The following is a 19003-nucleotide window of genomic DNA, read 5'->3' as shown; positions in this document are numbered from 1 at the left end:
GAAGACGTCGCTTCGCCCCGGAGGCGCCGGGCCGGTGGATGCTAACGTGAGGGAATGACCGCGTTGCCCGACTGGATGCGGCCGCCCCGCCCCGAGGGCTGGTTCGCAGAAGATCTTGACCGGCTGGCCGAAGCACCACGGCACACCGAACTGATTGACGGAGCGCTCGTCTTCATGATGTCCCCCCAGCGTTCGTGGCACGGCCGGCTGGTCACCGCTCTGGCCGTCTCGCTGGCGGATCAGGTGCCGGCAGGTGTCGAGGTCGAGCGGGAGATGACGATTCGTCTCGATGAGCGCAATCGCCCGGAGCCGGATCTCCTCGTCACCTCGGCCCCCTATGACCCGGACCGTACGTGGTACGCCCCCGAGACGGTGCTCCTGGTCGTCGAGGTGGTCTCACCTGAGTCGGCGCACCGCGACCGCACGGTGAAGCTGCGCAAGTACGCCGAGGCGGGAATCAGGCACTACTGGCGCTTCGAGGAGGAGTCCGGGGACCCGGTCGTCCATGCCTACGAACTGGACGGCCCGACCCGGTCGTATGCGCCTTCCGGTATCCACCGGCAGAAGCTGCTGACCGGGGCGCCGTTCGAGATCGAGCTCGATCTGCACGGCCTGGTGCCCGGCCGCCGATGATTCGTCAGGGTTCCCCCTCCTGATCATGCGTGGACGCCGGAGCTCGACCGGATGACGGTCCTGAGCCGGTGTCACGAGCACTCCGCGAACCAGGGAGAATGGGGGAGTGAGCTCCGATACGCATGCCCCGGAACAGGCCAGTGACATCACCCCCGCCCAGATTCTGGCCGAGGCCGGGCGGCGTCGCACCATCGCCGTCATCAGTCACCCCGACGCCGGTAAGTCCACGCTGACGGAGGCGCTGGCCCTGCACGCCAAGGCGCTGCGGGAGGCTGGGCACGTGCACGGGCGGGCGGGGCGGGCGGGCGTCGTCACCGACTGGCAGGACATGGAGAAGCAGCGCGGCATCTCGATCAGCTCCGCGGTGGTGCAGCTGTCGCACCGCGACCAGGTGATCAACGTGGTCGACACCCCGGGCCACGCCGACTTCTCCGAAGACACCTACCGTGCCCTCACCGCCGTCGACGCCGTGATCATGCTGGTCGACGCGGCGCGCGGCATGGAGGTGCAGACGCGCAAGCTGTTCGGCGTGTGCAAGCAGCGGGGCCTGCCGGTCATCACCGTCGTCAACAAGTGGGACCGCCCGGGCCGTGAGGCGCTGGAACTGCTCGACGAGGTGGAGTCGGTCACCGGGCTCAAGCCCACCCCGATGACCTGGCCGGTCGGGATCGCCGGCGACTTCCGCGGGCTGCTGGAGCGCGGCACCGGCTCCTACGTGAAATACACCAAGGCGCCCGGTGGCGCCACGCTGGCGCTGGAACAGCGCATGGACGGCGACGAGGCCGTGAAGGTGGAGGGCACGGCCTGGCAGCAGGCGCTCGACGAGCACGACCTGCTGTCGGCGACCGGCGCCGACCACGACGAGGAGGAGTTCCTCGCCTTCCGCACGACCCCGGTCTATTTCACGGCCGCGGTGGCGAACACCGGCGTCGGCCAGGTGCTCGACTCGCTGGTCGACGTGGCCCCGAGCCCGCACCCGCAGGCCGACGTGGAGGGGCAGGACCAGGTGGTGGACGGCAGGTTCAGCGCCCAGGTGTTCAAGACGCAGACCGGCATGAACCCGGCCCACCGCGACCGGCTGGCCTTCGCCCGTATCCGCTCGGGTGTGTTCCACCGCGGCATGACGGTGCGCGACAACCGCAGTGGCCGCCCGATGGTGCTCAAGCACGTGCAGACGGTGTTCGGCGCTGACCGTTCCACCGTCGACGTGGCCTACCCCGGTGACGTGATCGGTCTGGTCAACGCCCGGCACATCAACGTCGGCGACACGCTGTCCGAGGCCGGGCGGATCGCCTACCCGCCGCTGCCGGTGTTCGCCCCCGAGCACTTCCGCACGGTGCGTCCCACCGACCTGCGGGTGGGCAAGCAGTTCCGGCAGGGTCTGCGGGAGCTGGACGCCGAGGGCGTGGTGCGGGTGCTCACCTCCGACTCGCGCGGTCACGGTGAGCCGGTGCTGAGCGCGGTCGGCAGTCTCCAGTTCGACGTGGTGCAGTACCGGATGACGAACGAGTACCGTTCGCCCGTCGTCTTCGCCGAATTGCCTTACACCACGGCCCGGATCACCGACGCCGACGGCGCCGCCGTGCTGCGCGCCAAGCGGGGTGTGGAGGTGCTGGAGCATGCGGACGGGCGTCTGTTCGCGTTGTTCAGTGACGAGTGGCGGGTGCGGGGCATCGAGCGCGACAACCCCGGTCTGCACCTGGAAGAACTGGTGGCCACCAGCGTCTGACGTCGACACCGACCGGCCCCGGCCCGATCCGCGACATCGCGTGGATCGGGCCGGGGCCGGTTTGTAGGGTGAGGCGATCCGGCCGTGGGGCCGGGACCTGGGCGAGGAGCTTTCCTGATGCAGACAGTGCGGCTGGGCACCACCGGCCTGGAGATCAGCCGGGTCGTTCTCGGCATGATGAGCTACGGCAGGCCCGACGCCGGCACGCACGAGTGGAGCGTCGACATCGACGACGCCCGCCCGTTCGTCCGCCGCGCCTTCGACGCCGGGATCACCACGTTCGACACCGCGAACGTCTACTCGGCGGGCACGAGCGAGGAGATCACCGGGACCCTGCTGAAGGAGCTGGGGCCGCGGGAGGAGGTGCAGATCTTCACCAAGGTCTTCAACCGCATGCGCCCGGGGCGTAACGGGGCGGGCCTGTCGCGGGCCGCGATCATGCACGAGATCGACGCCTCGCTGAAGCGGCTCGACACGGACTACGTCGACCTCTACCAAATCCACCGCTTCGACCCGGACACGCCGGTGGAGGAGACGATGGAGGCGCTGCACGACGTCGTGAAGGCGGGCAAGGCGCGGTACATCGGTGCGTCGAGCATGTGGACCTGGCAGTTCGCCACCATGCAGCACACGGCGGAGCTGAACCGCTGGACGAAGTTCGTCAGCATGCAGGACCAGTACAACCTGCTCCAGCGGGAGGAGGAGCGCGAGATGCTCCCCTTCGTCGCCGCGACCGGCGTCGGCGTGCTGCCCTGGAGCCCGCTGGCGCGGGGCAGGCTGACCCGTCCGTGGGGTGCGCCGAGTTCCGGAATCCGGGAGTCCACGGACGAATTCGGCAAGACCCTGTACCAGGAGCAGGAGACCGCCAACCAGCAGATCGTCGCGGCCGTGCAGGCGATCGCGGCCGAGCGCGGGGCGTCCATGGCGCAGATCGCCCTGGCCTGGGTGCTGGCCAAGCCGGTGGTGTCCGCCCCGATCGTCGGGGCCACGAAGGAGCACCACATCGACGACGCGGTGGCGGCCGCCGCGATCGAGCTCACCGCCGAGGAGATCGGGCGTCTGGAGGCCGCCTACACGCCGCGTCTGCCGGAAGGCTTCTGAGTCTTCCTGGGCACAGATCTAGCTCCTAGCAAGACCTTTGAGCTTCCGGCCGCTCGAAGGTCTTGTCGGTCGTGGCTGAATCATGGACGAGGAAGGGGGCGGCCTGCGAACTCGTCTGCTGTGCGACCCGTCTGGGGCCATCCCGGCCCGGTTCATCTCCGCCACCAGATCATGCCCCAGGAGGTCAGGCCCTCGTCGTGGGTGTCCAGGCAGCCCGACCTGGCCCGGTTGGCGTGGTTGTAGGTCGGCACCAGGCTGCGTACCCCCAGGCCGGCCAGCATCCCGACGTCGGCCAGGTCGCCGTCCAGCGGGGCGCAGTCCTCCAGGTGCGTCCCGCACGTCCGTGCCCGCAAACAGCTCGCGGTAGGTGGCGTGGATCGCGCTCGGCTCGCTGACGGCGTGGGTGACGAAGGGCAGCACCGTCGTGTCGGCCCGTTCACGGGGTCACGGTCGTGCTGGAACGCCTCACCGGCGGGCCGGTCCGGCGTCCGCCGGGCATTGCCCAGATCGTCCGGCGGACCGGCGATCTGGGCAATGCCCGGGTGGTGCTTGCCGTGCAGGACATGACGGTCCTGACACCGCAGAGTGAGGGGTTACCGTGATGATCGCCTGGCTGCCACCGGCACCACGTACCGGAAGAAACGGCGTGCGATGATCAGACGCACTGCTGCGTCATGTTCGTTCCCTGGTAGTTGCCGGACAGCTCGATCCGCTCGTTGCAGTTCCAGACCGTGTACCCCGCGGTGTCCCGGTAGGCACCGGTGCCGAGCTGAGAGACACGCGTGATGTACGGCTCTCCCGGACTGAAGAACCCGTTGTAGGCCAGGCAGCTGTTCGGATTGATGACGTAGGTCGACCAGCTGCCGCGCTGGGGAAAGATGACCGAGTACGTGAAGTCCGACCCGGAGTTGCAGAACGTGGTGTTCACAGTGGCGGCGGAGGCAGAGCTCGCACCCGCCACGGTGGCCCCGCCGAGCGTCAGCAGTGCGGTGGTGGCGAGCGCGAGCCTCGTGGTGATTCGCATCAGTTTCCTTCCCGATCCGTCGGTTCTGAGAGCACGGTCGAGATGCCGGGAAGGTTCACGAAGCTTCGGCGAGGGGTGGCGGCCCGAGATGAGGTTTCGTTCCGTGCCGGAGGTTGTTCAGCCCATCCGGTCGATGGTGAAGGCCAGGATGAAGCCGATCGTGGCGATCAGGCCGGTGTAGACGTGGGTCCGCTCGAAGGCCTCGGGGATCATCGTGTCGGCCACCATGACCAGGATCGCGCCGGCCGCGACCGCGGTGATCGTGGCGATCAGTGCGGGCGATGCTCCTTGCAGCAGAACGGATCCCAGCAGGCCGGCCAGGCCGCTGGCGACCGCGATGGCGCCCCAGACGCCGAACACGTAGCCGGCGCCGCGGCCGCTGCGCCTCATACCGGCCGCGCTGGAGAGCCCTTCGGGCAGGTTGGAGATGAAGATGGCGGCCAGGACGGCGACACCCACGCCGTCCCCGCTCAGCAACGACAGACCCAGAACAACCGATTCGGGGACGCCGTCCAGCAGGGCCCCCACGGCGATGGCCGCACCACTGCCCTGTTGCTCCTGCTCGGAGGGCTGCTGGTCGCCGGAACGCTTGCGATGACGGGCGCCCCGGCGGTCCAGCGCTACGTTCGCGGCCACGTAGACGAGCGCCCCGGCCAGGAACCCGATCACCGTCGGGGCAAGGCCACCGCCGGTCTCGGCCTCGTCCACCAGGTCGAAGGCGAGCGCGGAGATCAGGACGCCGGCGCCGAAAGCCATGACACCGGCCACTATTCGCGGGCGCACCGGCAGGAACCACGCCACGGCCGCGCCGATCACCAGCGCGCCCCCGGCGAACAGGCCCCACAGCCCTGCCTGCAACCAGATCGGCACCTTGTTCTCCTTGCCTGCCTTGTCGGTCGTGCGGCCACCACACTGTTCACCGGGGCGGGGACGACCGCAACAGCGGACGTCCCCACGCACCGGGACGGTGGGCGTCCCGCCCCGTGGCCGCGGGCGTCCTCACCCGATGTTCACGGGACGCGCTCGGTGGGGGTGGCTCAGAGAATGTCGGCGAACACGATCACCACGGCGTCCGGGCCGTACTTCGCCGTCAGGTCGCCCGCGTGATCGCCCTTGCGCACCAGCATCTGCTTGATGCTGATCCGGGTGCCGACCGGGAAGGTCATCTCCTCCTCGGACTTGTTGTTGCCGCCCAGCGTCCTTCCCCGGTGGCCTTCGGGCAGGCTGAACTCCCAGACGATCTCCTTGCCCTTCACGTACGAGTGGGTCAGCGGGTTGCCGTACGTGGTGGACAGGACGGCCGGCCAGGAGATCTCCCGGTTGATCGTGACATATCCGCCCTCCGGATGGTTCTCGTGCTTCAGCACGCCGCCGAACGACTCGTACAGGTATCGGCTGTCGCCGCGCACGACCTTGTTCTCCGCGTTCGCGGCCGGAGTCGGGAAGTCGCTCCACACCCCGTTGATCCGGGCGAAGATGTCGTAGGTGTTGCGCAGGTGCTGGGCGTCCCAGGCCTGCGTGGCGGTCTCGTTGTCGTAACCGCGTGAGACGGCCAGCTCGCGCCAGGCGGTGAGCACCTGGTCCTCCTTCTGCTGGTAGGAGAATCCGGGTGTGACGACCTGCTCGGGGGTGTAGCCGACGGCCTCGAAGGCCGCCAGCAGCGGGTTGATCCGGCGGTAGTCCGCGCTGAGGTAGTTCTCGCCGAGGTCGAGGTCCTGCTGCTTCTGCCGGGCCGCGACGGCCTGCGGGTCCAGCTGCTCCTGGCGGGCGGAAAGATACTCCTGGCGCGACTGTTCGCGATTCTCGACGGTGCCCCACCCCTTGTCGGCGAGCGTGACCCGGGGCTTGCTGGTGCCCTCACCGCCGGCGATCAGATAGGAGCCGAAGCTGAACCCGTGGATGGTGTAGGCCACCGGGCTGTCCGCCTCGTCCTCGTGCTTGACGACGGGGGTGCCCTTCGCGAGCCCTTTCTCCAAGACGCGCTGGACCGTGGCAGGGCCGCCGTGCCCGCGCGCCGGGTCCGTGCTGTGCACGTGATCCGTCGGCACCGGGCCGGACATCACGTCGGCCGCGGTGGCTTCGGCCTGCTGCTCGAACCGGTCGGACGGGTCGCTGACCCTGAGGCCGTCATCCGTGACGGTGCCGGACACCGACCCGGTGCGCTGCTGGATCACGTGGGTGAGTTCGTGGGCGAGCGTGTGCTTGTCGCCGCCGTCCCGGCCCACGACGACGTGGTGGCCGGACGTGTAGGCCCGGGCGCCGATTCCGGCCGCGGACCGCTGGGCCGCCTGGTCGGTGTGGAGGCGCACGTCGGAGAAGTCCGCGCCGAGCCGGGCCTCCATTTCCTGGCGCAGCGCGCGCTGGAGCGGCTGCCCCCGCGAGGCCAGCACCGCCTGCACGGACGAGGCGTCGTGAGGGGAGCCGGGCGCCGGGAGACGCTGCACGGCGCGGGCCACCGCCGTGTTGCCCACGGCGCGTTGCAGGGTCGCGAGCAGGTCGGGGCCGGGCGCGGAGGGCCCGGGCCGCTGCGGAGCCCGGTCCACGGTCCGGGTGCTTCGGGGTGCGGAAGCAGGGCGCCCCGTCGGTTCGCGTTTCAAGGTGGCTCCTGCGGCTGCGGCGGTGAGTGGTCCCGGTTCCACTACTAACACCCGCGGCCGCCGAAAGGGATGACCGTACGGGCACGACCGAGGACCGGACGGGCAGATTCCGGATGGGGCCCACCACGACAGCCCGCGTTCCCACACGAACCTGGCCGCGGGCGTCCTCACCCGATGTCATGGAGGACGTGTTCGGCGAGGAGGGCGAGGCCGAGCACGATCATGGCGGCGCCGGCGATCCGGGTGGTGATCCGCGTGAGGCCGGGCCGGGCGCCCAGCACCCGGTCCGCGGCGTACCCGAGCGGCACGTAGAACAGGGCCGTGATCAGCACGAAAACGCTTCCCAGGACGGCAATCTGGGCGGACAGGGGCCAGGCGCCGGACTCCCGGGTGAACTGCGGCAGGATGGACAGGAACACCAGCAGGCCCTTCGGGTTGAGGGCGCTGACGCCGATGCCGCGCACCAGGTAGCGCCCGGGGGAGGACGCCAGGGGAGCCTGCGGGGCGCCGGGAACCCGGCCCGAAGCCCGGATCGTGCGCACGCCCAGGTAGGTGAGATACCCGGCGCCGGCCACGGTCAGGACGGTCAGGGCGAAGGGCCGGCGGGTCAGGAGCGGCCCGGCACCCGCGACGACGACCAGGGTGATCAGGGTGTAGCCGATCATCAGCCCGGTGACGGCCGGCAGCACGACGCGGTCGTGGGCCCCGGCGGCCAGCACGTAGGCCCAGTCCGGGCCGGGGACGGCGATCAGGGTGAACGCGACGGCGGCGAACCCCGCGACGGCGGTGATCTGCACGGTGCCTCCTCGGCGGTCGCCGCGCTGTTGCCGAGGAGCGTACGCAAGGAGTGACAGAAGGTGTTCCCGACTTTTGCCTGCCGACAGGGGATCTGGAGCAGAATATGGGTCGTGGATGCTCTGGACCGGAAGATTCTTGCTGAGCTACAGGTGGACGGCCGACTCAGCGTCACGGATCTGGCGGCGCGGGTGGGCCTGACGGTCTCGCCGGCCCATCGCCGGGTGCGCGATCTGGAGGCGGCCGGGGCGATCGTGGGGTACCGGGCGGTGGTCGATCCGAAGGTGCTCGGGCTGGGGTTCGAGGCGCTGGTGTTCGTCACCATGAAGCAGGAGGACCGGGCCACCCTGCTGGCGTTCGAGGAGTCCGTCACCGCGATCCCGAACGTGCTGCTGGCCCAGCGTCTGTTCGGCGACCCGGACTATCTGCTGCGGGTGCGCACCACCGACCTGGACGCCTACGCCCGGCTGGAGGACGACGTGCTGTCCGCGCTGCCGGGCGTGCAGCGGCTGAACTCGACGCTGGTGATGAAGAGCTTCGTGCACGACCGGCCCTACCCCACCGACCGGGGGTGAGGGCCGGGGCGGTGAAGGCTCAGACGACCACCACGAGCTTGCCCTGCGACGTGCCGGCCTCCATCCGCGCGTGCGCGCCGGCGACGCCCTCGAGGCCGTGGACGATGTCGATCGGCACCTTCGCGGTGCCGGCCGCGAGGTCGTCCAGGAATTGCTGGAGGACGTCCGTGGGCAGGTCGGACGCCTCGCCCGAGTAGGCGGTCAGGCGCACGCCGCGCGGGATGAAGTGCATGGGCTCGAACTCCCTGACGATCCACTCGTTCGCCAGCATCCCGGTGAAACACACGACGCCGTGCCGGGTGGTGGCGCGCAGCGTGTCGGGAAGTGTTGCTGTGCCGACCAGTTCGATGGCGGTGTCGACGCCGTCGGGCAGGATCGCGCGGACCTGGCGGGCGATCTCGCCGTCGTCGATGAGCACGTGGTCGACGCCGAGGTCGAGCAGCATCTGCGCCCTGGCCGGGTTGCGGGTGGTGGACAGCACGGTCATGCCCAGCCGTCGGGCCAGCACGGCGGTGGCCAGGCCGACGGACGAGGTGCCGCCCCGGATCAGGATGCTCCGGCCAGGCTGCGCGTCGAGACCGTCGGTGAGGGAACCGTAGGCGGTCTGGAGCATCTCGGGCACCGCGCCGAGCGTGGCCCAGTCCAGTTCCGAGCTGAACGGGATCACCTGACCGACCGGGACACAGGTGTATTCGGCGTACCCGCCGTCGTAGCGCCGGCCCATCTCGCCCATCATCGTCATGACCTGCTGGCCGGGGGTGAAGGTGCCGCTGGGGTCCTCGTCGACGGTGCCGGTGGCCTCGATCCCCAGCACCCGCGGGAAGGTGACGTGCGCACCCGAATGTCCTTGGCGCGTCATCAGTTCCGAGCGGTTCAGGCCGAAAGCCCTGACCCGGATGCGGACCCAGCCCGGATCGGGCCGGGGCAGGGGTACGTCACGCACGTGGAAGCTGGTGGTCGGCCCAGGCGCATCCAGCACCACGGCATGCATGGTCTCGGTCATCGGGGCTCCCTGTTCTGTTCGGGGGTGAGTTGCTCACGCAGCCAGGCACGTTCGGCCTTGCTGGTGGCCCGGGAGATCAGCAGCAGACCGCGCCGGTACGGGTCCGGGACCTCCTCGGCACGCAGAGGACGCTCGCCGTCGTAGAAGAAGCTGGCCGGCTGGTCGAGGAAGGCCAGGCGCCGGGCCAGCACCTCCCGCCGCTGCTGCGGGTCGGGCAGCAGCGACAGGAAGGTCAGCACCAGGTTGAACCGGCCGCTGTCGGTGATGTCGTGGCCGTCGGCCTCGCGCAGGATCTGCTCCAGGCGCCGGCGCCCGTCGCCGGTCAGGTGCAGGGTCTTGCGCCGGGCGGCGCCGGTGCCGGCCTCGTTCCGCTCGCTCAGCAGGCCGGCCGCCAGCAGCCGCTTGATGGCGGGGTAGATCGTGCCGTCGCTGATCGTGCGGGTGTGCCCGTGCAGTTGCTCCATGCGGCGGCGCAATTCGTACCCGTGCAGGGGGCCCTCGGCCAGGAAGCCCAGGATCATCAGCTCGATCACCCGGTCATCCTACACCTCGATTCGAGGTACCTCGAATCGATGTATGTTGCTGGGGTGAGCAGCACATCCGAAGAGGCAGGCCAGGCCCGGGACGCCGGCGAAAACGCCTCCGGGGCAGCCCGGGTCGGCATCGTCCTGATCGCCGTCCTGGCTCTGCAAACGGCCGTGCCGCCGTTCGCGACAGACATGTACACCCCCGCGTTTCCGGAGGTCATGGACGATCTGGGCACCAGTGCGGGAGTGCTGGGCCTGACCCTGACCACCTTCTTCGTCGGGCTGGCCGCGGGGCAGCTGTGGGGCGGGCCCTTCTCGGACCGGTACGGGCGCAAGGGCCCGCTGCTGGCCGGCGCCCTGGTCTGCCTGGCCGGCGCGGTCGGCTGCGCGCTGGCCCCGAACGTGACGGTGCTGGCGTGTGTGCGCCTGGTCCAGGGCTTCGGCGGCGGGACGGCGGCGGTCGTGGCCCGCGCCGTGGTCGTCGATCTCACGCACGGCCCCGAGCTGGTGCGCGTGATGTCGCTGCTGATGGCGCTCGGCGGTCTGGCGCCAATGATTGCCCCGGTGGCCGGGGCCGCGGTTCTGACGCTCGGCACCTGGCGGGCCATCTTCTGGGCCCTGGCCGCGCTGGGGCTGCTGATGAGCGTCACCGCCGCCCGGGTGGTTCCCGAGTCCCTGCCCGCACGGCGACGACGGCGTGGCGGGGAAAGCCCCACATCGGCAGGCGGATTGGCGCAGGTGCTGGGCAATCGCGTCTTTCTGGGCTGGATGCTGGTCGCGGCCCTGTCGGGTTTCGCGATGATGGCCTACATCGCCGACGCCCCCTATCTGCTGCAAGGGATGAAGGGCATGGCGCCGCTGCCCTACGCGCTGTTCTTCGCCTCCACCGCGCTGGCCCAGGTGGTGCTCGCGATGCTCAATGCCCGGCTGGTCGGGCGGCACGGGGTCCGGCCGCAGGTGCTCGTGGCCGGCGGCCTGGCGGGTGCCGCCGTCGCGGTGGCGGCGCTGGCGGTCGCGGTCGGTCTGCTGCACTCGCCCGTCGTGCTGGTCTGCGCCGGGTTCCTGGTGCTGATGGCCGTGCAGGCCTTCATCTACGGCAACTCCACCGCGCTGGCCGCTGCCGCCACCAGCCACGTCGCCGGGACGGCCGCCGCCGTGCAGGGCGTGGCCGGCGCCCTGGCCATGGCCGCGGCGGCTCCCCTGGCCAGCGCCGGAGGGGACCGGACCGCCGTCCCGATGCTCGGGGTGATGGTCGCCGGCGTGGGCGGGTCGCTGCTCGCGCTGCTGGCGCTGGGCCGGAGCGCGAGAGCTCTTCCTGAACCGCTGTCCGAGTGAATCCGAGTGAACATGCTCACCACCGAAACAGGAGTCACCGTGCCACGCCGTCGTCTTCTCGTCCTGTCCGTGCTTAGTGTTCTGTCCATCGGGCTGGCGGCCTGCGGGGGAGGCGGCGATCCCCTGCGGAGCGCGGAACCGAGCCCGGCCACCGGTGGGACGACGATCACGGTCGGGTCGGCCAACTTCCCCGAGAGCCAGCTCCTGGGGGAGATGTATGCCCAGGTGCTGGAGAACGCCGGCCTGCACGTGGAGCGTCGCTTCGGCATCGGCTCGCGCGAGATCTACGTGCCCGCCCTGCGGGATGGGTCCATCGACGTCCTCCCCGAGTACAACGGCGCGCTGCTGGCCTACCTGGCCGGGAACGAGCCGGTGGACGCCGGCAGCGCCGAGGCCGTCGCCGCGGGCCTGGACGACGAACTGCCCTCCGGCCTGGAGCTTCTGGACCCGGCCCCGGCCGAGGCCAAGGACGCTCTGGTGGTCACCCGCCGGACCGCCGACCGGTACGCTCTGACCTCGCTGGCCGACCTGCCCCCGGTGGCCGGGGACCTCGTCGTCGGTGCCGGTCCCGAGTACCGGGAACGGCAGCAGGGCCTTGTCGGCCTCAGGAGCGAGTACGGGCTGAACTTCAAGAATTTCCAGGCGCTGGACGCCGGTGGCCCACTGACGGTTCAGGCGCTCCGGACCGGGCGGGTCCAGCTGGGTGGCCTGCTCTCCACCGACCCGGTGATCGCCCAGGAGGACTTCGTCGTGCTCGATGACCCCCGGCGCCTGTTCGGGGTGCAGAACGTCATCCCCCTGGCCCGCAAGGGTGTCCTGCCGCCCGAGGCGGTGACGGCCCTGAACGCGTTCTCGGAAAACCTCACCACGGACAAGCTTTCGGCAGCCCTCGGGCGTTTCACCCTGGACCAGGAAGACGCCGCGACAATCGCCCGCGACTATCTGGACGAGTGAGCGGCACGAACGCGGCTAGGATCGGCGATCGTGACTTCCCGGGACTCCAGCCACGACATCGCCGCCCTTCTGCCGGATGTCGACGGTCTGCGTCGCCGGTGTCGCGCGCTGGCCGTGCTGGAGAGCATCCTCGGCTCCGACTTCCCCCGCTACAGCTACACCCGGTCGTGGGGCGAGGGCGAGGCCGCGTTCATGGACGACGGTGACGGCAACGAGTGGACGATCGTGTTCACCGCCGACGGCGCCTTCATTCGGGTGTTCGACCACGAGTCGCCGATGTCGCCCTACCGCGACGAGGACCGGGAACTGTGGCCGGGCCTGACCGACGGCCTGCCGGAGGTCTTCGCGTCCCAGCTCGACGATCCGGACTTCGTCGCCACGGCGATCCTGTGGCGCCGTCCCGGTGACGAGACCTGGCAGACCGGAGCGAATATCGAGTTCCCACCCGGCCCCGGGCCGGACGGCTCGGGGATGCTGCTCATCCTGACCGATGACCTGGCCGCCCGGTACGCGGCCTGGGCCACCGACCACTACGGGATCGCGGTCAGCGCCGCAGCCGTGCAGCACGTGGTCGAGGGACGGCCGCTGTCCGACGCCGTGATGCGGGGGCTGAACCCGCACGCGCGCCGGGACCAGATCATCGCGTCGATCAACGTGGTCCTGAGTTAGGTGCGGATGCCCGGCTGTTCGCTCTGCCGGTCGGCGGCCCAGATGGCCAGCTGGCGCAGCCGGTCCTCGTCGGCCGGTCCCGGGGCGGCGGTGCAGACCGTCATCAGCTGGGCCCTGCTGAGTCTGCTGGGCCGGCGGGTCAGACGGCCGGGCCGGAGACGGGTGGGGTGGGGGCCGCCGGGCGGATGTGCCGGGCGTAGACGATGTCGATGGCATCGGCGATCTTGAGCATCTGCTCCTGGTCGGCCTCGCCGGCGACGGCGTCGTTCGCCGAGTCGACCAGCAGCCGGGCCACCTCACGGGCGCGGAGGTTGGTGTGGTTCGAGACCCCGCTGACGATCTGCCAGGCCTGGTCGGTGGTGATGCTCAGCCAGGCCGCCAGCAGCCCGGTGGCCTGGCCCGTCAGCTCGCGCGTCAGCAGTCCCCGGCGCAGGGACTCGACCTCTGCCCACAGCTGTTCCACCGGAACGTCCGGGACCGGGGCGTCAGGGCCATCGATCTCGTCCTCGTTCGGCAGGTCGTTCTGGTCGTTCTGGTCGTTGTCGTTCACCACTCCTCCAGAGGCTGGATGACTGTCCTTTCCGGCTCGATCCCAAGATCGGGTCCTGCACCATGGGACCCGCGCTTCACGGAGTTCGCAACTAGACAGACAGCGTTCTGGCGGGCGGGAATTCGTTACTGTTTTCTGCGTCACATCCGGAAGTGCTGTGCCGTCGAGGATTTGGCGACAGGTGTCGGCGGCTGGGGTTGCGGGTGTCGCGCGAAGCGGTAAAGGATCCGGGCGTTCGGTGTCGCGTGCTCGTCAAACGTTCTCTGGCAACGGTTTCGAGAGGGCTCGGGACGCCGGTCGACGGATCGGCGGCGGTGCGCCGGGCCGGAAGGCCGGGAGCGGCGGAAACGCGAGGGCCCCGAGGGCGTTTCCGTGGCGCTCGGACCGGCGGGCGTCGTCCACCAATCTTCTGGTCTGCCAACGGGAAACAGTTGGCGAGGGCGGTGTCCCGATCGTCGTGCCACGCGCCCCGCGGTTGTCGGGTCCGGGTCGGGTGCCTGTGGGCTGTTCAGCCGCTCCCCGTACTGGCACGATGCCCCGTGTGATCCATCTGCGTCTGGTCCTGCCCGGTGGTGCGAGCAAGGACGTCATCGACTACCTCTGCCGCGATTCCCGGGTGTTCAACGTCGCGGTCCTACCGGGTGCGGTCCAGGATCCGCCGGGCGACATGGTGCTGTGCGACGTCGCCCGCGAGGCGGTCTCGGACGTGGACGCCACCTTGCAGACCCTCGGGGTCGACCGGAACGCGACCGTGGCCATGCAGGACATCGACACGATCCGCTCCGACGCCGCCGAGGCCGCCGAGCGCGCGGCTCCCGGTTCGCCGGACGACGGGATCGTCTGGGAACGGGTGGTCGGGCAGGCCCGATCGGACGCGCGGGGATCGTGGGCCTTCCACACGTTCCTGATCCTGGCCACGCTGATCGCCGCCGTCGCGGTGCTGACCGACTCCTCCGTCCTGGTGGTCGGGGCGATGGTCGTCGGTCCGGAGTTCGGGCCGGTCTCGGCCGTCGCCGTCGGTCTGGTCCTGGGGTTGCGGCCGGTGGTGGTCGGTGCGGTCCGGTTGCTGGTCCTGGGGTTCCTGCTGGCGATCACCGTGACCACGCTGGCGGCCCTGGCCGGGCGGGCGGCGGGCTGGGTCACGGCCGCGGACGTCGCGGCCGATCGCCCGTTCACCGGTTTCATCTGGACCCCGGACCGCTGGTCGTTCGTGGTCGCTCTGCTGGCCGGAGCTGCCGGGGTGCTGTCCCTGACGGCGGGCCGCTCCAACGCTCTGGTCGGTGTCTTCATCTCGGTCACCACGGTGCCCGCCGCGGGGAACCTGGCGCTGGCGCTCGCGGTGTGGGTGCCGGACGAGATCGGTGGTGCGGCGGCCCAGCTGGGGGTGAACCTGGCGGGGATGGTGCTGGCCGGCTGCCTGGTGCTGGGGGTGCAGCGGGTGCTGACCGGTCTCAACCGCGGCGCCGTGAGGGCGGAGCAGCGAAGGTCGTGACGCCAGGCTGACGGTGTCGCGGGAACGGCTGAGCGTGCTTCCGGGTGATGTGCTGGTACCGCGGGTGCTGGATGTCTTGTGCTGCGGTCATTTTCGTGATGAACGTGCTGGAAACGGTGGCCCGGTGGTTTCTTCCTGGGCCGTTGACCGCCCAGGACAGCGCGCGGATCGCGGGTTTGGCGCTGTCCTGGGCGGGATCGGCTCGTACGACCTGCTGGACGGTGTCAGGGTGCGGTGTGCGTTGTCTCCGACCAGGTCATGCCGTCGCCGGTCACGGAAGTGCGCTGCCCGTCCCTGATCAGCGTGCCGGTCAAGGTGGGTGGGGCCGATTGCGGCGGCAGAACCGTCTCCACGACACCGCTGCCGGTCGCTCCCGTGGCCAGAGGGGTGCTTTTCCCGACCGTGTCCTGGGCCGTGTCGACGGAGCTGGTGTTACTGGAGACCTCGGCGGTGTAACCCTGAGGGCCGATCACCACTGCCAACCCTTCGGCGTCGTTACTGGCCTCCACGAACGAGGAAGCCCCCTGGAGCAGAGGGCTGCGCTGACGGAACTGCATCTTCTGCGCCGAGGCCCCGCTCGGCCCGGCGAACCAGACCAGGAAGCCGTTCTCACTGGTCGGGTGCGGCGCCGTGCCCTGCGCGCTCTCCTGCGCCCAGGCCAGGACCAGACGCTGGTCGCCGACGTCCGAGGCATACAGGATCGTGACGTCACCGCTCGCGGACACCCGCGGCTGCATCGCCTCGATGAAGGCCTCGTCCTGGGCCAGGGAACCGCGCAGCGGGCTGCTGAGCAACGCCGCACCGGGAATGCCCTCCTGACTGGACACGATGGCAGGGAGGGCAGGGGCGGAATGCCTGCCGTCGTACACCTGGACCCCGGCGACGGCGACCACGCCGGCGACCACGGCCGCCATCCCGGTGGCCAACCGTAGCCGGCGGGCCCGGCGGCGTTTCGTCTCCCGGCGGATGAACGTGCCGTAGGGATCCAGCATGTCACCGGCGAAGGTGGCTTCGTCGGCGAGCACCTCGCGCAGTTCGGTCTCGATGTTCATCACGCTCTCCTCAGTGCGGGATCGTCAGGCAGGGAGAGGCGACCGGGTTCGTCTCCGATCTTCTCGCGCAGCCGTTGTAGGCCCCGCGAGATGTGGCTCTTCACCGTGCCGACCGAACAGCCCATCGCAGCCGCGACATCGGCCTCGGACAGGTCCTCGAAGTAGCGCAGCACCAGGGCGGCCCGCATCTTGTTCGGCAACTGCCGCAACGCGCCGATCAGCTGCTCGCGCTGATCGATGCGCTCGTACGGATCATGCAGCCCGACATCGACCGACAGACTCGGGATCTCCCCAGAACCCCGCCGACGCCGCCACGAGATCGCTGTGGTCACCATCACCCGCCGCACGTACTCCAGCGGTGCGTCCATCTGCGAAACATGGTGCCACCGACGGTGAACCTTCTCGAAGGCGCTCTGCACCAGGTCTTCCGCGCGGCCCCGGTCTCCGGTCAGCAGAAAGGCTGTCCGGTTCAGCGATCGCCAGTGTTGCTGGACGAAGACCTGGAACCCCTCTTCCTCACTTGCCACGCCCCGCACCGTTCAGCACTCTCCTACCGTCCTCGCGTTTCAGCATCACTCCCTCATAAACGCGCTGACCGGGACCAAAGGTTGAGGGCGATCCCGGGAATTGTGGAAGATCTTCCGGTGGGCTGGATCGCCCGGCCCTTGTTGCTGAACATGGCGCCGCGGCGGCCGGTGATGTCCGGGGACGCCAGGCGCGGCACGATGCGCCGGGCGTAGTCGTCGGCGCTGGGGGTGAACAGCTCGAGAAGGCCTTCCGTCGCACGGTGTTTGAGGCTTCCGGCGCCCAGCAGGTTGCCGCGGATGTCGCACTTGACGAAGCCGGGGTTGAGGCCGAAGGTGTCGATGCCGGGGTAGCGGCGGGCTGCGTCCAGCACCAGCATCTCGTTCCCGGCGACCGTGTTCATGGGCACGTCCATGCCCGTGAAGTGCTTCTCGGCGTTGAGGTCGTCGTAGGTGCCGGTCTTGCCGCCGACGGGGTAGCTCATGATGAAAATGCTCGGCCTGGCGGCGCCTTCGGGGCGCTGGATGCCCAAGTGCTCGGCGATGCCGCGCAGCACGACCAACCAGCTGGTCGACCGCATCGAGCGGCGGGGCCTGGTGCGGCGCGGGAGCCCGGAGACCGACCGGCGGGTGATCCTGCTCAGGGTCACCCCGCAGGGCAAGCAGGTCGCCGAGTCGCTGTACGCCGACGTGTCCCGGCGTCTGCCCGACGTCGCGGACGCTCTGCGGCCGCAGGACCAGCAGGCGCTGCGCGCCCTGGCCGTGCAGATCACCGATCGGCACATGCCAGGGCCGGGCAGCGGGGACGGTTCCCTGTCGGTCGTCTGCTGAGACGGTCGGGGGAGCTTCGGCGCCCTGGTCAGGCGGGCTCAGTCGGCCGGCGGGACGATGATCACCTTGCCGTGAACCTGGCCGGCCTCGGCCTGCGCGTGCAGGGCGGGCAGGTCGCTCAGCGGCACCCGCCGGGCGATCTCGACGTGCAGGTCACCGCTGTCGATCAGGGCCACGAGGTGCGCGAGCGTGCCGGCGTCGGGCTGGACGAAGATCGTCTCGGCCCGCACGCCCCTGCTCTCGTCGCCCGGGGTGGTCACCATCGGCGTGGTGGACACGACCACACCGCCGTCCCGCACCCGGGCCGTCAGGGCGGTGAAGTCCTCCAGGGTGATCGGGGCGAGGTTGAGCAGCACGTCGACCGGCTCGGTCACCGCCTCGAGCAGGGAGACGGTGGTGTGGTCGATGATCTCGTCCGCTCCGGCGGCCTCGACGATGGCCCGGCTGCGCGGGCTGGCCGTGGCGACGACGTGGGCCCCGGCGCGCTTGGCCAGCTGCACCGCGTAGCCGCCCACCGGGCCGCCGGCCCCGTTGATCAGGATCCGCTGCCCGGCCTGGAGGTGGCCGGCGTCGAACAGGGCCTGTGAGGCGGTCAGCCCGACCGACGGCAGGCCCGCCGCGTCGGCCAGCGGGATCCGCTGCGGCGCCCTGACCAGGGACTCCGCCGGGACGACGACGTACTGGGCGGCCGAGCCGTCCGCCGTCATGGGGATGAAACCGATGACGTTCTCGCCGAGGCTCAGGCTGTCCACGCCGTCGCCGAGCGCGTCGACCGTGCCCGACACGTCGTAGCCCGGGATGTGCGGCAGCGTGATCGGGATCGGCAGGAATCCGCCGCGCAGTCCGGCGTCGGCCGGGCTGAACGCGGAGCCGGCGACACGGACGCGGACCTGGCCCGGGCCGGGGACCGGCTGCTCGGCGTCTTCGTAGCGCAGGACCTCGGGGCCGCCGACCTGGTGGAAGCGAACTGCCTTCATGATGTCTTCCTTCCGTGGGGTGCTTCGGATTCGAAGCAACTGAGATGAAGGTAGCCCTGTTTCAAATTCAAAGCAAGTGCTTCGAGTTGGAAGCGTTCGGGTGTCGCGTTCGCGGTGGCTGCCGGCGTGCTGGTGGACGCCGGACGCACGTCGTGTGCGTCAGGGCGCCTGATCGGGATTTTGGTCAGATGGCTCCTGCCGAGGGCGAGGGCAGATGCAGAAATCGTTGCTGATCAGAGGTGATGCCGGCAGGGCGGTGGCATTCTGCGCCCTGGGTGTCAGGAGCGCTGACGTTCGCTGATGGCTGTGCTGTCGCGGTTCATCGGTGAGCGCCTGATCTCTGGCCTACTCGCCGGACCGGCGCGGTGACGGCCGAACCCGTGCCGACGTAGGCGGTCGCCAGGGCACCGGAGGAGGTGCCGGCTCTCCTGTGTTCCCTGGGCGAACGGATTGGCTGCTCCCTGTAGGCGTCGGCGCGACGAGATGCTCGGGATGTTCTTGGCGGGCTGGAAGTCGCGCCCGGTTGTCCGGGAGCGCTGGCGGAGTCTTCGTGCGGGCAGGGAAGCCGCCCGACGCAACTCCGCTCGCTGGATACAAACGTTGCCACCTCGATCCTATGTGGCTGCGTTTATATC

Annotated in this window: 21 protein-coding genes and 1 pseudogene; 10 read left to right on the top strand and 12 right to left on the bottom strand. The window is 70.0% G+C overall.

Going from position 1 to position 19003, the window contains the following annotated elements; all coding sequences use genetic code 11:
• Positions 1-54: 54 nt before the first annotated feature.
• From KIH74_RS32265 to KIH74_RS32255, 3 genes are all read left to right on the top strand, one after another.
• The gene (locus tag KIH74_RS32265; RefSeq protein WP_214160206.1) at positions 55-633 is read left to right on the top strand and encodes a Uma2 family endonuclease; all 579 of its coding nucleotides are present in this window, start codon (positions 55-57) and stop codon (positions 631-633) included.
• 106 nt (positions 634-739) lie between these two features.
• A complete protein-coding gene (locus KIH74_RS32260; protein ID WP_214160205.1) occupies positions 740-2362 on the top strand; it encodes a peptide chain release factor 3 in 1623 nt (540 codons plus the stop codon).
• A 117-nt stretch (positions 2363-2479) separates the two neighbouring features.
• Positions 2480-3463, top strand: a complete 984-nt coding sequence (locus KIH74_RS32255) for an aldo/keto reductase (RefSeq protein WP_214160204.1) — start codon at positions 2480-2482, stop codon at positions 3461-3463.
• A gap of 120 nt (positions 3464-3583) precedes the next feature.
• Here KIH74_RS32255 and KIH74_RS32250 read toward each other — a convergent pair.
• Positions 3584-3789 (bottom strand): annotated as a pseudogene (locus KIH74_RS32250) (membrane dipeptidase); the annotation flags it as partial.
• A gap of 126 nt (positions 3790-3915) precedes the next feature.
• Between KIH74_RS32250 and KIH74_RS32245 the strand changes: the two are divergent.
• Positions 3916-4065 (top strand): hypothetical protein, encoded by a 150-nt coding sequence (locus tag KIH74_RS32245; RefSeq protein WP_214160202.1) that lies wholly within the window; start codon positions 3916-3918, stop codon positions 4063-4065.
• 53 nt (positions 4066-4118) lie between these two features.
• Here KIH74_RS32245 and KIH74_RS32240 read toward each other — a convergent pair whose 3' ends face one another.
• The 4 genes from KIH74_RS32240 to KIH74_RS32225 form a co-directional block, all read right to left on the bottom strand.
• Positions 4119-4487 carry a hypothetical protein gene (locus tag KIH74_RS32240; protein ID WP_214160201.1) on the bottom strand — a complete coding sequence of 123 codons (369 nt, stop codon included), beginning with the start codon at positions 4485-4487 and terminating at the stop codon, positions 4119-4121.
• A gap of 117 nt (positions 4488-4604) precedes the next feature.
• Positions 4605-5357, bottom strand: a complete 753-nt coding sequence (locus tag KIH74_RS32235) for a ZIP family metal transporter (protein WP_214160200.1) — start codon at positions 5355-5357, stop codon at positions 4605-4607.
• 167 nt (positions 5358-5524) lie between these two features.
• Positions 5525-7030: an eCIS core domain-containing protein gene (locus KIH74_RS32230; RefSeq protein ID WP_214160199.1), complete on the bottom strand. Its 1506-nt coding sequence runs from the start codon at positions 7028-7030 to the stop codon at positions 5525-5527.
• A 221-nt stretch (positions 7031-7251) separates the two neighbouring features.
• Positions 7252-7881 (bottom strand): LysE family translocator, encoded by a 630-nt coding sequence (locus tag KIH74_RS32225; RefSeq protein ID WP_214160198.1) that lies wholly within the window; start codon positions 7879-7881, stop codon positions 7252-7254.
• A 111-nt stretch (positions 7882-7992) separates the two neighbouring features.
• Here KIH74_RS32225 and KIH74_RS32220 point away from each other — a divergent pair, with 111 nt between their 5' ends.
• Positions 7993-8454 (top strand): Lrp/AsnC family transcriptional regulator, encoded by a 462-nt coding sequence (locus KIH74_RS32220; RefSeq protein WP_214160197.1) that lies wholly within the window; start codon positions 7993-7995, stop codon positions 8452-8454.
• 19 nt (positions 8455-8473) lie between these two features.
• Here the strand turns inward: KIH74_RS32220 and KIH74_RS32215 are convergent, their stop codons facing one another.
• Both KIH74_RS32215 and KIH74_RS32210 read right to left on the bottom strand, forming a co-directional pair.
• Complete coding sequence (locus tag KIH74_RS32215; RefSeq protein WP_214160196.1) at positions 8474-9457, bottom strand: zinc-binding alcohol dehydrogenase family protein; 984 nt, start codon at positions 9455-9457, stop codon at positions 8474-8476.
• Positions 9454-9990: a PadR family transcriptional regulator gene (locus KIH74_RS32210; protein ID WP_214160195.1), complete on the bottom strand. Its 537-nt coding sequence runs from the start codon at positions 9988-9990 to the stop codon at positions 9454-9456. Before KIH74_RS32210 ends, KIH74_RS32215 begins: the two co-directional genes overlap by 4 nt.
• A gap of 54 nt (positions 9991-10044) precedes the next feature.
• Here KIH74_RS32210 and KIH74_RS32205 point away from each other — a divergent pair, with 54 nt between their 5' ends.
• The 3 genes from KIH74_RS32205 (at position 10045) to KIH74_RS32195 (ending at position 12942) form a co-directional block, all read left to right on the top strand.
• Positions 10045-11319, top strand: a complete 1275-nt coding sequence (locus KIH74_RS32205; protein ID WP_214160194.1) for a Bcr/CflA family efflux MFS transporter — start codon at positions 10045-10047, stop codon at positions 11317-11319.
• Between the two features lie 69 nt (positions 11320-11388).
• Positions 11389-12273, top strand: coding sequence for an ABC transporter substrate-binding protein (locus KIH74_RS32200; protein ID WP_308114057.1), 885 nt, complete (start codon positions 11389-11391; stop codon positions 12271-12273).
• Positions 12274-12303: 30 nt separating this feature from the next.
• A complete protein-coding gene (locus KIH74_RS32195; protein WP_214160193.1) occupies positions 12304-12942 on the top strand; it encodes a hypothetical protein in 639 nt (212 codons plus the stop codon).
• Between the two features lie 139 nt (positions 12943-13081).
• On the opposite strand, the gene KIH74_RS37225 is transcribed toward KIH74_RS32195, so the two are convergent.
• Complete coding sequence (locus tag KIH74_RS37225; RefSeq protein ID WP_214160192.1) at positions 13082-13492, bottom strand: ANTAR domain-containing protein; 411 nt, start codon at positions 13490-13492, stop codon at positions 13082-13084.
• A 541-nt stretch (positions 13493-14033) separates the two neighbouring features.
• Between KIH74_RS37225 and KIH74_RS32185 the strand changes: the two genes are divergently transcribed.
• A complete protein-coding gene (locus tag KIH74_RS32185; protein WP_214160191.1) occupies positions 14034-14984 on the top strand; it encodes a DUF389 domain-containing protein in 951 nt (316 codons plus the stop codon).
• Positions 14985-15208: 224 nt separating this feature from the next.
• Here the strand turns inward: KIH74_RS32185 and KIH74_RS32180 are convergent, their stop codons facing one another.
• The 3 genes from KIH74_RS32180 to KIH74_RS32170 are packed head-to-tail and all read right to left on the bottom strand — an operon-like array spanning position 15209 to position 17117.
• Positions 15209-16036: a hypothetical protein gene (locus KIH74_RS32180; RefSeq protein WP_214160190.1), complete on the bottom strand. Its 828-nt coding sequence runs from the start codon at positions 16034-16036 to the stop codon at positions 15209-15211.
• A complete protein-coding gene (locus KIH74_RS32175) occupies positions 16036-16563 on the bottom strand; it encodes a SigE family RNA polymerase sigma factor (protein WP_214160189.1) in 528 nt (175 codons plus the stop codon). The genes KIH74_RS32180 and KIH74_RS32175 overlap by 1 nt, the downstream gene beginning before the upstream one ends.
• Positions 16564-16616: 53 nt before the next feature.
• On the bottom strand, positions 16617-17117 hold the full coding sequence (locus KIH74_RS32170; protein WP_214160188.1) for a hypothetical protein: 501 nt from the start codon (positions 17115-17117) through the stop codon (positions 16617-16619).
• Here KIH74_RS32170 and KIH74_RS32165 point away from each other — a divergent pair.
• Positions 17104-17391 carry a MarR family winged helix-turn-helix transcriptional regulator gene (locus KIH74_RS32165; RefSeq protein ID WP_214160187.1) on the top strand — a complete coding sequence of 96 codons (288 nt, stop codon included), beginning with the start codon at positions 17104-17106 and terminating at the stop codon, positions 17389-17391. The two genes, KIH74_RS32170 and KIH74_RS32165, sit on opposite strands and share 14 nt — an antisense overlap.
• 38 nt (positions 17392-17429) lie before the next feature.
• Here KIH74_RS32165 and KIH74_RS32160 read toward each other — a convergent pair whose 3' ends face one another.
• Entirely contained in the window at positions 17430-18368 is a 939-nt protein-coding gene (locus KIH74_RS32160) for an NADP-dependent oxidoreductase (RefSeq protein WP_214160186.1), read from the bottom strand.
• Between the last annotated feature and the right edge of the window lie 635 nt (positions 18369-19003).

The organism is Kineosporia corallincola (genome assembly GCF_018499875.1).
Lineage (GTDB): Bacteria > Actinomycetota > Actinomycetes > Actinomycetales > Kineosporiaceae > Kineosporia > Kineosporia corallincola.
The sequence above is the reverse complement of the archived record's forward strand: the minus strand, read 5'-3'. Positions and strand labels throughout refer to the sequence as shown.

What these genes read in the sequence shown, in the direction of transcription:
- KIH74_RS32160 (WP_214160186.1), bottom strand. Translation starts at nt 18,368, where the DNA reads ATGAAGGCAGTTCGCTTCCACCAGGTCGGCGGCCCCGAGGTCCTGCGC.
- KIH74_RS32165 (WP_214160187.1), top strand. Translation starts at nt 17,104, where the DNA reads ATGCCGCGCAGCACGACCAACCAGCTGGTCGACCGCATCGAGCGGCGG.
- KIH74_RS32240 (WP_214160201.1), bottom strand. Translation starts at nt 4,487, where the DNA reads ATGCGAATCACCACGAGGCTCGCGCTCGCCACCACCGCACTGCTGACG.
- KIH74_RS32255 (WP_214160204.1), top strand. Translation starts at nt 2,480, where the DNA reads ATGCAGACAGTGCGGCTGGGCACCACCGGCCTGGAGATCAGCCGGGTC.
- KIH74_RS32215 (WP_214160196.1), bottom strand. Translation starts at nt 9,457, where the DNA reads ATGACCGAGACCATGCATGCCGTGGTGCTGGATGCGCCTGGGCCGACC.
- KIH74_RS32265 (WP_214160206.1), top strand. Translation starts at nt 55, where the DNA reads ATGACCGCGTTGCCCGACTGGATGCGGCCGCCCCGCCCCGAGGGCTGG.
- KIH74_RS32180 (WP_214160190.1), bottom strand. Translation starts at nt 16,036, where the DNA reads ATGAACATCGAGACCGAACTGCGCGAGGTGCTCGCCGACGAAGCCACC.